The sequence below is a fragment of the Microbacterium sp. SA156 genome (assembly GCF_049065455.1).
Taxonomy (GTDB): domain Bacteria; phylum Actinomycetota; class Actinomycetes; order Actinomycetales; family Microbacteriaceae; genus Microbacterium; species Microbacterium barkeri.
This window is the reverse complement of record NZ_JBAKGU010000003.1, coordinates 206,370-220,156: the sequence shown is the minus strand read 5'-3', so window position 1 is coordinate 220,156 and position 13,787 is coordinate 206,370. Positions and strand designations below refer to the sequence as shown.

Annotated in this window: 7 protein-coding genes; 6 read left to right on the top strand and 1 reads right to left on the bottom strand. The window is 70.7% G+C overall.

Translation table 11 applies throughout. From position 1 onward, the window contains the following. The first annotated feature begins 82 nt into the window (after positions 1 to 82). The 3 genes from ACOWU6_RS04580 to ACOWU6_RS04570 all read left to right on the top strand — a co-directional run bounded on the left by ACOWU6_RS04580 (position 83) and on the right by ACOWU6_RS04570 (position 3,189). Positions 83 to 1,120, top strand: coding sequence for a zinc-binding alcohol dehydrogenase family protein (locus tag ACOWU6_RS04580; protein WP_421074869.1), 1,038 nt, complete (start codon positions 83 to 85; stop codon positions 1,118 to 1,120). Between the two features lie 75 nt (positions 1,121 to 1,195). Then, positions 1,196 to 1,432 carry a cell division protein CrgA gene (locus ACOWU6_RS04575; protein ID WP_271172488.1) on the top strand — a complete coding sequence of 79 codons (237 nt, stop codon included), beginning with the start codon at positions 1,196 to 1,198 and terminating at the stop codon, positions 1,430 to 1,432. A 176-nt stretch (positions 1,433 to 1,608) separates the two neighbouring features. Further along, complete coding sequence (locus ACOWU6_RS04570; protein ID WP_421074868.1) at positions 1,609 to 3,189, top strand: LuxR C-terminal-related transcriptional regulator; 1,581 nt, start codon at positions 1,609 to 1,611, stop codon at positions 3,187 to 3,189. A gap of 155 nt (positions 3,190 to 3,344) precedes the next feature. Here ACOWU6_RS04570 and ACOWU6_RS04565 read toward each other — a convergent pair whose 3' ends face one another. Beyond that, entirely contained in the window at positions 3,345 to 10,187 is a 6,843-nt protein-coding gene (locus tag ACOWU6_RS04565; protein ID WP_421074867.1) for an SdrD B-like domain-containing protein, read from the bottom strand. 211 nt (positions 10,188 to 10,398) lie between these two features. On the opposite strand from ACOWU6_RS04565, the gene ACOWU6_RS04560 reads away from it, so the two are divergent. The 3 genes from ACOWU6_RS04560 to ACOWU6_RS04550 are packed head-to-tail and all read left to right on the top strand — an operon-like array spanning position 10,399 to position 13,729. Continuing rightward, complete coding sequence (locus ACOWU6_RS04560; RefSeq protein ID WP_421074866.1) at positions 10,399 to 11,727, top strand: right-handed parallel beta-helix repeat-containing protein; 1,329 nt, start codon at positions 10,399 to 10,401, stop codon at positions 11,725 to 11,727. Continuing rightward, a complete protein-coding gene (locus ACOWU6_RS04555) occupies positions 11,724 to 12,497 on the top strand; it encodes a hypothetical protein (RefSeq protein WP_421074865.1) in 774 nt (257 codons plus the stop codon). Before ACOWU6_RS04560 ends, ACOWU6_RS04555 begins: the two co-directional genes overlap by 4 nt. Continuing rightward, positions 12,494 to 13,729: a Dyp-type peroxidase gene (locus ACOWU6_RS04550; RefSeq protein WP_421074864.1), complete on the top strand. Its 1,236-nt coding sequence runs from the start codon at positions 12,494 to 12,496 to the stop codon at positions 13,727 to 13,729. The genes ACOWU6_RS04555 and ACOWU6_RS04550 overlap by 4 nt, the downstream gene beginning before the upstream one ends. The last annotated feature ends 58 nt before the right edge of the window (positions 13,730 to 13,787 follow it).

Genomic DNA, 13,787 nt, shown 5'->3' with positions numbered 1-13,787 from the left:
CCTTGCGGGTAACCACTGTTCGCCCGTTACCGTCTTGTCCCGCGGCGCCACCGTGATGCCGTGACGACGAGAAGGAGCGATCTTGACGACGAACCCGACCATCCCCTCGCAGACGATCTCGGCCGTGGTGTCGCGCACGGGAGGCGCGATCGATCTCCCCGGCAGCCTCGAGGATGCGACGCTTCCGGCACCCGGAGCACCGACCGGCCACGACATCCTCGTCGCGGTGAGAGCCGTCTCGGTGAATCCCGTCGACGTGAAGGTCCGCGCAGGCGGTGCGGGCGCTGATGATGCTCGAGTCCTCGGCTGGGACGCCGCGGGAACCGTCCTCGCGGTCGGCGAGCTCGTCACGCTGTTCCGGCCCGGCGACGAGGTCTACTACGCGGGCAGCCTCGATCGGCCCGGCTCGTATGCCGCACAGCAGCTCGTCGACGAGCGCATCGTCGCCCACCGGCCGAAGAGCCTGAGCGTCGCCGAGGCCGCGGCGCTGCCGCTCACGACGATCACCGCGTGGGAGGCGCTCTTCGACAAGCTGCGCCTGACCGAGAGCTCGACCGGCACCATCCTCGTGCTGGGCGCACCCGGAGGCGTCGGATCGATCCTCATCCAGCTCGTCAAGGAGCTCACCGGCCTCCGCGTGATCGCAACGGCGTCCCGCCCCGAGTCGCGCGCGTGGGTCGAGGAGCTCGGCGCCGACGTCGTCGTCGACCACCGCGCGGCGGATCTGGACCGGCAGATCCTCGAGGCCGCGCCCGGCGGCGTCGATTTCGTCTTCACCGCCCAGAGCAGGGGGCGGACCGCCCTGTTCACGAAGGTGGTGCGCCCCTTCGGGCAGATCGTCGCCATCGACGACGACCGCGATGTCGATCTCCTGGCCCTCAAGGACAGGTCGATCTCGTGGCACTGGGAGCTCATGTTCACCCGGCCCCGGCACGGCTGGGACCTCCTCGCCCAGCACGATCTGCTCGAGAGGGTCACCCAGCTCATCGACGAGGGCCGCATCCGCACGACGCTCACACAGACCCTGGCTCCGCTCAACGCCGAGAGCCTGCGACAGGCGCACCGCCTGGTCGAGTCCGGCCACGTGGTGGGCAAGATCGTCGTCGCCGAATCGAGGTGACCGGCGGACTCATGCGGTGCCGCCGAGGCACCTCGCGGCCACGGAATCGCGCGTGCGCCTAGTAGACTCATGCGCATGGCACGAGCATCCCAGGGCGAAGAACCTCTCGAGCGCAGCGAGAGCGGAAAGGCGCCGAACCCCGTGTGGTTCAAGCCGGTCATGGTGGGCTTCATGCTCATCGGCCTCGTCTGGATCCTCGTCTTCTACCTCTCGGGCATGGCGTTCCCCATCCCCGACATCGGCGCATGGAACCTCGTCATCGGATTCGGCATCGCCTTCATCGGCTTCCTCATGACGACGCAGTGGCGATAGCCGCTCTACCCTCTTCCGCGCCCTGAGCGCGACAGCGAGACGGGTCGGAACCGAATGGTTCCGACCCGTCTCGCTGTCCGGTGAAGCGGATGGCCCGGGGCGGGGTGAATTCCGGGGTGAAGAGGCCCGGAACCGGCCCGAGGACACCGCGCCGCTGTGCGACATTCGTCGATGACATGACGAACATCGCCGATGAAGTCGAGATCGCGCAGGCGCTAGCCGACGCGATCGGCACCGGCGACCTCGACGCGGTCGAGGACCTCGCCGACGCGCTCTGGTTCCGGCTCCCGACCACGCAGGCGCCGGCGCTCGTCCGCCTCGTCAGCACCCTCTCGCCGGCGGAACTCGAGCGTCGACCTCGTCTCCTTCTCGCCGCCTATCAGGCGCACGACATCTCCACGCCCGGCGGCGATCACGCACGTCGCGGCTTCCTCCCGCTGTATCTCTCGCGTGGCGAGCGATTCGCCCTGCGATTCTCGGCGTTCCGCGAGCGCGCGGATGTGCACGCGGCGGGGATGATCGCTCTCATCGGCGCGCGCCTCCGCGGCCGTTGCACGGAGGCCGAGGGCATCGCGCATCGGCTCGCGCAGCAGCTCGCCCGCATGCCGGAGGCGGAGCCGCTGCCCTGGTCGCGACACCCCGACCACCGCCCGGGCTGGCTCGCCGCCCAGCGTGCACTCACCACGATGCTGCTCGGCCGGTACGACGACGCCATGGTGCACGCGCGCGCGGCCTTCGAGGAGATGGGGCCGGCGCCATCCCACCACTTCGCGGGCGTGAACGGCGCCGCGATCGCCGCGCTGCTGTCGGCGGCCGCCGGCGGCCGCGCCTCGGCGGAACGCTGGCTCCGGGAGGTGCGCGACCACACGCGAGGCGGGCTGCCGGTCGAGAGTCCGGTCACAGCCCCCGCGCGCCTGGCCGCGGCTGTGCTCGCGATGGATCAGCTGGACGAGAAGCGCGCCCGGGCGTCGCTGCGGTCGCTCGGCGATCCGTTCGCCTCGAACGAGCTCTGGCCGTTCGCCGCGGCCGGATGGGCCCGCTTCGGCGCGCTCTTCGGCTCGCCCATCGCCGCGCTCCTGCAGCTCGACGAGGTGTGCGCCGCGCATGGGGCGGGATCCCGCATCGCCGAGATCGCGGGAGGCCTTCTGCTGCGCGTGCGCGCGGACCTCCTCCTGGCCGCGGGAGACGGTGCGGCCGTCCTCGGGATCGCGGTGGACCATCCGGACCAGGACCTCCTGAACGTGCCGCTCGCCCGGGCGCACCTGCGCGCGGGGCACCTCTCCGAAGCGGTCCGCCTCTCGTCGTCTCCCCTCCAGCGGGCCACGACGACCCGCCGGGACGCACTCGATCATCTCCTGGTCCTCGCCGCTGCCCAGCTGCGGCGCGGAGACGAGCACGATGCGCGCGAGCTGTTCCGACGCGCGCACGAGTACTACCTGGCGACGCACAACCGATCGGCGTTCCGGGAGATGGATCCGGACGACCTCGCGCGGCTGTGCACGCTCGCCGGGGTCCACAATCCCCTGCCCGAGGGGACCGGAACGGCGCATGCCCCGCTCCGCGTCGTGAGACTGACCCCGCGGGAGCAGATCGTGCTGCGTGCGCTCGCCACCTCCGAGACGCTCGGCATGATCGCTCAGCGCCTCAATGTGTCGCTCAACACCGTGCGCAGCCAGGCACGCAGCGTGTACCGCAAGCTGGGCGTCTCGAGCCGCGAGGACGCGGTCGCCGTCGCCGCGCGCGCACGCCTCCTCTGACCTGCAGCGCTCCTGACCGCCATCGCGGCCCCGAGCACAGTCGAGCCCCGCCCACGACCTTCCTGGGGGAGGAGGTCGATCGTGGACGGGGCTCGGTCGCGCCCATCGGAAGACGGGCCCGCCCGCGCCTGACCGGTCAGGCGCGGGCGAGTGCGCTACCTCTCGATGCCCGAGGGGCGCCGACGGAGGTACAGCAGGATCCCTCCGGCGAGCGTCAGGAGCAGCGCGGCTCCCAGCACACCGGCGCCGATCGCGACGCCGGTCGGGCTCAGCGGGTCCTGCGGAGCCGGCGGGTTGCCGGGCTCGTTCGGCTCGTTCGGCGCCGGCGGGTTGCCGGGCTCGCTGGGCTCATTCGGCTGTCCGGGCTCACCGGGCTCGTTCGGCTCACCGGGCTCGTTCGGCTCGTTCGGCTGGCCCGGCTCGTTCGGCACGTCGCAGGCCTCAGCGGTGTCGGTCAGATCGTTGTGCACGATCCCTGCCGTGTTCGCGAAGCCGCCCGTGCCGTTCTCACCCGGTGCCGGGCAGGCGAACGTGGACTCGTCCGTCGCTTCCGCGTCGAGCGTGGCGGTCACGACCACACGGTAGGTGTGCTCGCTTCCCGCACCCAGGGCGACATCCGACGCGACGACGTTCTCGTCCGCGCCTTCCTCGCCCTGACCCGTCCAGGCCTCGTTCGGCGTGACGCCCTCGGGCGCCTCAGCGATCTCGGCGGTCTGGACCTCGATGCCCGCCCCGAAGCGGAGACGGTCGGAGAGGTCGTACTCGCCGGCCTCCGCGCCGTCGTTCACCGCGACGATCTCGTACTCCACCGTCCACACGCCGTCCTCGTCGACCGTCGGCGAGCCGACGATCTCCTTGGCCATGTCGATGGACGGCAGCGGAGCACAGTCGGTGTCCGTGATCTCCCCGCCGGTCTCGTCCGTCAGCGTCGCCGCGTTGTTCAGGCCCTGCTCGAGGAAGTTGCCGCCCTCGGGAGCCGTGCAGCCCGGTGCGCCCGTGCCATCCTGATCCGCCTCAGCGAAGTGGAGCGGCACGTCCACGAGCACCGTCACGCGGTAGACGTGCGGGGCGTACCCCTCGTCATCCAGCCCGGCGATCTCGACGCCGGTCGCGATGCGCTGGTTCTCGGCGCCGTCGAACGACCCCTCGATCTCCACGCCCTCGGGGCCGGTCACCGACACCTCGTCGACCGTCACGACCGGAGCGAAGAGGAACTCGTCGTCCAGGTCGTACCGCGTCGCCTCGTTGCCGGTGTTGCCTACGGTCAGGTCGTACACGACCTCCCACTGGCCCTCGCCGACCGGGGTGGCCGACGTCAGCTCCTTGTCCAGAGTCGGCTTGCCCGACAGAACGCACGCGTCGTCCTCGTCGGAGATGCCGTTCCAGTTGACCGTGGCGTCGTTCCGCAGCGCGCCGTCGGGCACGCTGCCGTCGCCGGCGTCGCAGGTCTCGGCCGCGGGCGTCTGGACCTCGGCCAGATCGAGCGCATAGCGGAGCACGACCGTGTAGGTGTGCACCGTCGACCCACCCTCGGGGGCCGCCGCGATCGGCTGCCCCGTCACGATGCGGGTGTCGCCATCCGTGCCGAAGCCCGGGTTGATGCCCACCGAGTCAGGAGCATCCGTGGAGATGTCCTGCACGCCGAGGACGGTGAGGCCGTTGCCGGCGACCCACTCGTCATCCAGGTCGTACGCGCCCGCCGCCGGACCGCTGTTCGTCACAGCGATCTCGTACGTCGCGTCGTACTGCCCCGGCTGACCCTCGACCGGCGTCACCGCACCCGAGAGCGACTTCTCGATCTCGATGAGCGGCAGCGGTGCGCAGACGTCATCCTCCTGCGTCTCGCCGTTGTGGGTCATGCCCGCGACGTTGTTCAGGCCGCCGTTCTCGCCGCTCCCCGGCGCCGGGCACGCGAGCGCATCCGGGGTGACGGTCTCGAGGTCGAGCGACACCGTGACCGCGACGCGGTAGGAGTGCGCGGCACCGGCGTCGAGCGGGATCGCCGTAGCGATCCGGTTCTCGTCGGCACCGTCTGCGCCCCGACCCGTCCAACCGGCCGGGTCCTCGACGCCCTCGGGCGTCGCGACGACATCCGACGACTCCACGACGATGCCGTCGCCGTAGCGCAGGCTGTCGTCGAGGTCATAGTCGCCTGCGGCCTGACCGACGTTCGCGACCTCGAGGCCGTACACGATCGTCCAGGTGCCGTCCCCGTTCGCGACTGGGCCCTCGGCGAGGGTCTTGTCGAAGGTGAACAGCGGCAGCGACGCGCACTCCTCGTCCGTGGACGAGATGCCGTTGTGGAGGAGGCCGGCGGCGTTGTTCAGACCGCCGGAGCCCCCCGAGCCCGGCTCCGGGCAGGCCAGAGCATTCGGGTCGATGGACGACTCATCGAGTGCGACCGTGACCGCCACCCGATAGGTGTGGCTGCCCTGACCCTCGAGCGTCACGTCCTCGGCGATGAGGTTCTCCGCCGCGCCCTCGTCACCGAGTCCCGTCCAGGACTCGAGCGCCGTGACGCCATCGGGAGCCTCCGCCACCTCGGACTCGACGATCTCGATGCCCGCGCCGAAGCGCAGCCGGTCGAAGATGTCGTACTCACCCGACACCTCGCCGAGGTTCTCCGCCACGAGGTCGTACACGATCGTCCAGGTGCCGTCGCCGTTGGGCACGGGGCCCTCCGAGATCGACTTGTCGATCATGATCTGGGCGACCGTCACGCATGCGTCGTCCGCATCCGCCAGATCGTTGTGCCCGATCCCCGCGGAGTTCACGAGTCCGGCCGCGCCGTCCTCGTCGAACTCGGAGCAGGCCACCTCGGCCAGCCCGCCGAGCGACTCGTCCAGTTCGACGAGCACTTCGATGCGGTAGGTGTGCACCCCGCCCGCGGCGAGCGGCACGTCGGAGGCGATCACGTTCTCCGCCGACCCCTCCTCGCCCAGACCGGTCCACCCCTCCTGCGCGGTCACGCCCTCCGGCGTCTCGACGACCTCACGGGAGAGCACCCGCAGGTCGCCCATCTCGGTCATCCGGTCGGACACCTCGTAGACGCCCTCGGCTGCACCGTCGTTCGTCGCGACGATGTCGTACGTCACGGTCCACGTCCCGTCGCCGTTGGGCACCGGGCCGGCCGAGATCGACTTGTCGATGTCGATGGACGGCAGCGGCGCGCACGCCTCGTCGTCCTCGGTCACACCGGCCTCGTCGGTCAGCGTCGACGTGTTCGACAGGGCGCTGCCGCCGGGGCGCACCGTGCCGTCTGCGCACACCGTCGGGTCGTCCTCGGTGCCCGCGCCCTCGAACGCGAGCGGGACATCCGAGATCACGGTCAGCGTGTACTCGTGCGGCGCGTAGCCCTCATCGTCCGTGCCCAGAATGGGCACGAGCGAAGCCACACGCGTGTTCTCTTCGCCGTCCCAGGCGGGGTCGGCGAGCGTGACGCCCTCGGGCGCACCGGTCACCTCGGCGGAGACCACGTCGACCTCGTCGGCGTACCGCAGCGTGTCATCGAGGTCGTAGAGGGTCTTCTCGACGCCCTTGTTCGACACGGTGATCCGGTAGTCCGCCTGCCAGCGGCCGTCCCCGATCGGGTTCGCCGAGATCAGCTCCTTCTCGTGCGTGACCTGCCCGAGCTCGCGGCACTCGTCGTCGGGCGACGGGTAGCCGTTGAACTCCGTCTGCGCCGTGTTCAGCAGACCGGTTCCGCTCTCGCCGCTGCCCGCGAGGGAGCAGTCCGACGGATTCGGGTCGGCCGGCGGGTTCGGCAGCGTGAAGGTGTACCGGACGGTCACCTCGTAGCGGTGCGTGGCACCGCCCGCGATGGGCTCATCCGTGACGATCACGTGATCCGTCAGCCCGTCGAACGCATTGCGCACGGCGATGTCGCCCGGATCGACGTTCTCGGCCTCGACCGAGAGCACCTCGACCGCAGAGCCGTACCGCAGCTCGTCGACCAGGTCGTAGTCGGTGTCGGCGCCCGTCAGGCTCCGCACCTCGAGACCGTACACGACCTCCCACACCCCGGGCTCGTTGTCGCGGTCGACGACCGTGGGCTCCGAGACGACGGTCTTGTCGAGCTCGACGAGCGGCAGCTCGCCGCACTCGTCGTCGACGAGGTCCTCGTGGTGCAGCGGATCGAGCGTGGCGACGTTGAACAGGCCCGTCGTCGCGTCGGCCGGCGTCTGCCCGTCCGTGCAGCCCAGCTGGGCCGGGTCGACCATCGCCTCGCCCGTCTCCGGGTCGGCCGTCAGACGCACGGTCACCGCGAGGCGGTACACGTGCGCGTCGTCGCCGATGCTCTCGGCCGCGATCGGGAACCGCTCGGCGAGAACCGACCGGTTCTCCACGCCGTCCCAGTCCTCATTGAGGACGGCGCCGTCAGGCCCCGAGACGACCTCGGTCCCGACGACCTCGATGCCCTCGCCGTAGCCGCGCAGGTCATCCTCGAGTCCATACTCCCCGGGCGAGAGCGATGGGTTCTCGACGACGAGGTCGTACTCGATCGTCCAGGTGCCGTCCTCGTCGGGGTTCTCCGTCGGGCCCGACACCGTGCGCTTCTCGAGCGTGTAGTCGAGCTGTGCGTAGCCGAAGTCGATCGTGTGGTCGTTCTGCCCCGGCCCGCCCGTGGTGATCGCCGCGTACGGGAAGTGGCCCGCCTCCGACACCTCCACGATGCCGTCCGAGTCATTCCGGTCGGCGTTCACCGAGTCGGCGTCACCCGTGTTCTCGACCGTCGGGTACCAGCCCAGCAGCGGGCCACCCTCCGCGTAGTCGGCCGGGTTGTCGATGCCGACGACGTAGTCCGCGTTGGTCTTGAGCGCGTAGCCGTTCGTGTTCAGATCGGGATTCGACGAGAAGTAGTACTCGCCCCGGGCGTCGGTCAGGGTGCTCGACACGAGGGTGCGTGCGCCATCGGCGCCCACCTCGTAGAGGTTGACCGTGGCGCCCTCGACCGCGTCCTCGCTCGGGTCCTGGATGCCGTCGCGATCGACGTCGTACCAGACGTAGTTGCCGATCTCGATCGGGGCCGCCGAGGCGAGAGCCGACATCGTGCCGAGGCCGTTGCCCTTCATCGTGGCGTCAGGCACGCCGGCGACAGGAGTGAGCTGCGTGACCATCGCACCGCGCGGCACGTAGTGCGCACCGGTCTCCTGGTACAGGCGGCGAACGCCGACCTGGAAGCCGCTGTTCGCGACGTGGATGCCCGTGGTCAGGACGCCGTCGTCGCGGCTCGGGACGGTGATGATCGAGCCGAGCGCCTGCCCCGTGAACTGGCCGGGAGGGGCGCCATCGATCTGCCACGCGTCGTCGAAGTACTTGTGGCCGCCCGGACCGAGGAGACCCGGGGGCTGCTGCACCAGGATCGCCGTCGCGCCGGCACCCTGAACGCCGTCGGCGAAGCCGTTCGACTCCATGGTGAACGTGCCGTCGCCGTTGCCCGTGGCCATGTAGACGTCGCCGACCGAACGGATCGTCGCCAGTCGGCGATCCGTCGGGCTGACCGCGGTCTGGTAGCCGATCAGGTCGCCGTGCAGGTCGCGCACGCCCACGACGAGGTTGCCGTGCTGGACCCGGGCGTCGGCGACGATCGGCGTGGGACGACGCGCGAAGTTCTCGAAGTCACCGGAGTCCGTCGTCCAGAACTGGTAGTCGCCGGGACTCTGCGGCGTGTCACCGTAGCGCGGGAAGTCAAGCGGGAAGTCGAGCACCTGGGTGAGTGCAGCGGGGTTCGCCGGGTCGAACGCATAGACGTAGCCGTGCAGGTCGGCGTTGTTCTTCGTCGACTCGGCCGTGTTCGTGGCCGTGATGTACATGGTGTTCGTCATCGGGTCCGATGAGACGCCGAAGGGACGGAGGTCGCTGCCGTCAGGGAAGTACCCGTCCAGCTCGATCTCACGCACGTTCACGGGCGGCTGGCCAGGCTCGCCCATGTCGATGACGACGAGCGAGCGCTTGAAGAGGTTCACCGCGAACATCTGCGTCTCGTCGGGCGACATGGCGATGCCGCCGAGACCCGTGCGGCCGACGCGCGCCCACGCCTGGGCATCCATCGACCAGTCGTACGCGGGGTTGTCGATCGCGACCCGCGGTCGGATGCCGTCCGGGCCGGGGAGCGCGCCCTGGTCGTACTCCGCGCCGACGTCGATCCCATGGTCGGTGAGGTCGACGAAGAGAGAGCCCGAGCCGGTTGCCGAATCAAGGGTGCCGCCGTCCGGCGTCACGCGGTAGATCGCGCCGAGCCCTTCCGGACCCAGGCCGGAGTGGCGGCGCATGTACGCGGCGGTGAAGAGCTCGCCCACCTGGTCGGGCGACGTCGCACGGCGCCACGTCGAGCCGTTGGTGGCGCCGACGTCGCGGAACGGCACGTTGACCGTTGTCGGCACCTCGCTGCTGGCACTCGCGCTCTCCGCGTCGTACCAGATGATCTGGCCGCCCTCCTTGTCGGCGTTGGGGCCATCCGATCCGGCGTACTGGATCTTCGGAAGGTAGACGCGCGGGTTGTTCTCGACGAACGCGCCCGGAACGTGGAAGGAGAAATCCACGGCGCCGGCATCGGCGATGTCGACGAACTGGACGGTCGTGCCGTTCGTCGTGTCGCCCGCGCGACCGACGACCGCGTCCTCCCACGCCTCCCACTGCTGGGTGTCGGGGACGTTCGCCTCGACGCGCCAACGCTGTGCGTCTGAGGTGACCGGAAGGACGTAGGTGCCGTCCGCAGCGGTCACGGCAGGTCCGGCGGAGTTCCCCGCGTCGTCGTAGGCATAGACCTCGATGCCCGCGATCCCGTCTTCATAGGTGTCGAAGACGCCGTTCGCGTCGTAGTCCTGCCAGATCGTTCCCGTGATCTCATCGCCCGTCGCGGCCGCGGCCGGCGCGGCGACGGAGACGAACCCCGTCGCGATGAGTCCTGCAATCGATGCGCTGGCGATCCATCGCCGCGCACCCCCCGACGATCCGGACAGCACACGCTGCTCGGACCTCCTCTGCAACCGTGGCACGGTGCTCCCCTCCGAGTTGGACTGTCGCTCCGGGCGGAGCGCTCCTGGTGCCGCGCCGCCATGGCGCGAGCGGGCATGGATGTCCCCGCGGGATCAGCCAACCGGCTGTGAGCCGCCTGTGTGCAAGCTGTGTGCGCTATTTCACCCCTCTTTTCACATCATCCCGAGCATCCGTAATATCGGACGCCGGTTCCGGCCTATGCTCGACCGCATGTGTCCTCGCGCGCGCGTCTCCGCTCTCGGAAGGACACTCGCGATCCTCGCCATCGCCCTCAGCGCGACGGGGTGCACCACGACGTCTGCGCAGCCGGAGGAGCCGGTTCTTCAGGAGCTCGTCCGCGTTCCCGAGGACGCGGCGACGATCTCGGATGGCGTCGACCTCGTCGCCCCGGGCGGGATGGTCCTCATCGCCCCCGGAACCTACGAGGAGGAGGTGACCGTCGACAAGGACGATGTGACGCTCCGCGGCGAGGACCGGAACGAGACGATCATCGACGGCGGCGGGACGAACTCGTTCGGCGTCTTCGTGCCCGCCGACGGCGTGCGCGTCGAGAACCTGACGGTCCACTCCACGCAGTTCTACGGGGTGCTCGTGACCGGGATGCACGATGAGAGCGGCCCTCTCGCGCACGGTGGCCCGGGATACACCGAGCTCGACCCCGAGCGGTTCCCGCCCGTCGAGCGGTTCTCGATCGACCACGTCACGGCCTACAACAACGGCCTCTACGGCATCTACGCGTTCAACGCCCGGCACGGATCGATCACCGACTCCTACGCGTCGGGCTCCGCGGACTCGGGCTTCTACGTCGGCCAGTGCGAGGACTGCGACATCCTCGTCGCCGGCAACGTGGCGGAGCGCAACGCCATCGGGTTCGAGAACGCGAATGCGTCCGACTCGCTCACGATCGCGGGCAACCGGTTCTCGGGCAACCGCATCGGGATGACGCTCATCTCGAACTACCAGGAGGCGTTCACCCCGCAGCGGGAGAACGCGGTGTTCGGCAATCTCATCGTCGACAACGCGAACGGCGAGTCGCCGGCCCACGCGCTCGGCGGGTTCGGCGTCGGCCTCGCCGTCAACGGCGGCCAGCGCAACGTGATCTCGGCCAACCGCATCGAGGGAAACCCGACCGCCGGGATCCTGCTGTCGAACTCCGAGGACATCCCCGCCGAGGGCAACGCCTTCTCGGACAACGCCTTGTCCGGCAACGGAGTCGATGCCGTGGACACGTCGGCGGAACGCGCTCTCGGGCGAGGGAACTGCTTCGATGGCGCAGGACCCGCGACCTCCGCCCCCGAGGAGCTCCGCGCGACGTCGTGCCCTTCGGATGCGGTCGCGCCCGGCGGAGGGACGACCCCCGACGTCGAGGTGCCGCGCGGCATGAGCTTCCTCCAGATCCCCGTTCCTCCCGCGCAACCGGGTCTCGACGACGTGAGGACGCCGCCGCAGCCCCTGCCCGCCGCGGTCGACATGCCCGCAGCCTCCGAGCATCCGCTGCCCGAGCGGACGCTCCTCGAAGACCGGGCGGCCGTCCGGTGAGAGGCCGCAGCCTGCTGCGCCGCCTCTTCATCGGCGGCGCCGTCTCGACCATCCTCCTGGCGGCAACCGCGTGCGCCCCGACGCCGGCCCCCGCTGAGGATCCCGCTCAGGACGCTCGCCCACTGTCATCGGACGAGGCCGAGAGCCTCGCGATGATGCGGTTCCGGAACTTCGACGCCGGGGTCCGCGCGATCGAGTTCGGCGTCGCCGATGCGGGCGAGGACTACACGGTGTCGGGGTGGGTCGACTACGCCGCGCACCTCGGCTACGCGACGATCGACGCCCGCGGCGAGCGCTCGCTCATCGCGTGGAGCGCCGACGCGATCAGCAGCCATCCGTCTGCCGACCAGACGCCGCCGCTGCCGCCGCCCGGGCTGGACGCGGGCGCGGCCGAGTGGACGACGAGCGATCTCGTGGCCGACGCATCGCGCCTGCACGCCGCGCTCGGCGTGGTGCTCTCCCTCACCTCGGACCGCCCCGACAACCCGCTGCTCCTCCAGCAGACGGATGCCCGCTGGCTGCGGGAGGACACGATCGGCGATGTCGCCGTGGATGTGATCGCGGGCCCCACCTCCGACACCCCCTACGACCCCGGTTCGGGGGCGGCGGACGACGGAAGCGACGCCGTCCTGCGCTACTGGATCGACGAGAGCGGCCTCCTTCACCGTGCGGAGGTGCGGCTCGGCGGGAGCGGCGAGTGGACCGCCGTCGAGTTCGGCGAGGCTCCCGACGTCGCGTTCGCCGACGCGTTCCTCGGAGCCGCGCGATGACCGGCCTGCCTCGACGCGATCTCCTGCGCAGCGTCGCGGCCGCGGGCTTCGGCGTCGCGGCCGGCGCCGTGGGCGGATGGTCGGCGTCGCGCGCCTTCCCGCTCGATGCGGCGGAGAGCGGCGAGCCGGGGTCGGCACGGGAGACGGCCGCTCCCGACGCCTTCGCCCGCGTGGACCCGCACGGTGCGCACCAGGCGGGCATCGACCGCCCGTCCACGCCTCAGGCGCACGAGGTCGTCACCGTGCTGGACCTGCCGGATGTCCCCGCCGCGGATGGCGCGGATGAGACGTTCCGATCCGGTCTCCGCGAGATGCTGGCACCCCTCGGCGAGCTCATCACGGCGCTCGTCGAGCGGGGCCCCGACGGGGAGAGCGCGCGCAGTTCCGCCGGCATGTTCGAGGGACCGCGCGACCTGACGGTCACCGTCGGACTCGGCCCGCGGGTGCTCGCGGCCCTGGACAGCTCGCTCCCCGGCGCCGAGCCGCTCCCTGCCTTCGCGGGAGACGCGCGTCTTCCCGCCGAGCGCACCGGCGGCGACCTGCTGATCGCGGTCTGCAGCAGCGACGTCAACGACGCCGCTGCTGCGTCTCGCGCGCTCATCGCGCGCTCGGGCGCCGTCCCTCGCTGGGCGCAGCGCGGGTTCCGCGGCGTCGGAGAGGGCACCGTCGCCCGGAGTCCGATCGGCTTCCTCGACGGCATCATCGTGCCGCACGGCGATCGGGAGATGTCGGAGCACGTGTGGATCGCGGACGGTCCGCTCGCGGGCGGCACGATCTGCGTCATCCGGCGCCTGCGGATCGACATCGAGCGCTTCCGCGCGCTCGCCCAGCCGCAGCAGGAGGGCGTGGTCGGGCGACGGCGCGGCGACGGCTCGCCGCTCTCCGGCGGTGCGCCCGACGACGAGGTGGATCTCCTCGCCAAGACCCCCGAGGGCGAGTTCGTCATCCCGGCCCGCGCGCACGTCCGCGCCGCCCACCCGTCCTTCACCGGCAGCGCGCTCATGCTCCGGCGTGGGTATGGGTTCGACGACGGCATCGCCGCGGACGGCACAGCCGATGCGGGGCTCCTGTTCACGTGCTTCCAGCGCGACCTGCGCACGTTCGTCCAGACCCAGCACCGGCTCGACGAGGTGGACGACCTCATGGGGTTCACGACGACGACGGCGAGCGCGAGCTTCGCGATCCTCCCGGGCTTCTCAGACCGGCGTAGGCTCGGGTCCACACTGGTGTGACCGCGTCGCCCGACCCGCCGTTCACCCGAGAAGACCCCGCGGCGCACGCGCGCGACCG

Coding starts and splice junctions, on each gene's coding strand:
- ACOWU6_RS04575 (WP_271172488.1), top strand. CDS start 1,196: ATGGCACGAGCATCCCAGGGCGAAGAACCTCTCGAGCGCAGCGAGAGC.
- ACOWU6_RS04560 (WP_421074866.1), top strand. CDS start 10,399: ATGTGTCCTCGCGCGCGCGTCTCCGCTCTCGGAAGGACACTCGCGATC.
- ACOWU6_RS04550 (WP_421074864.1), top strand. CDS start 12,494: ATGACCGGCCTGCCTCGACGCGATCTCCTGCGCAGCGTCGCGGCCGCG.
- ACOWU6_RS04570 (WP_421074868.1), top strand. CDS start 1,609: ATGACGAACATCGCCGATGAAGTCGAGATCGCGCAGGCGCTAGCCGAC.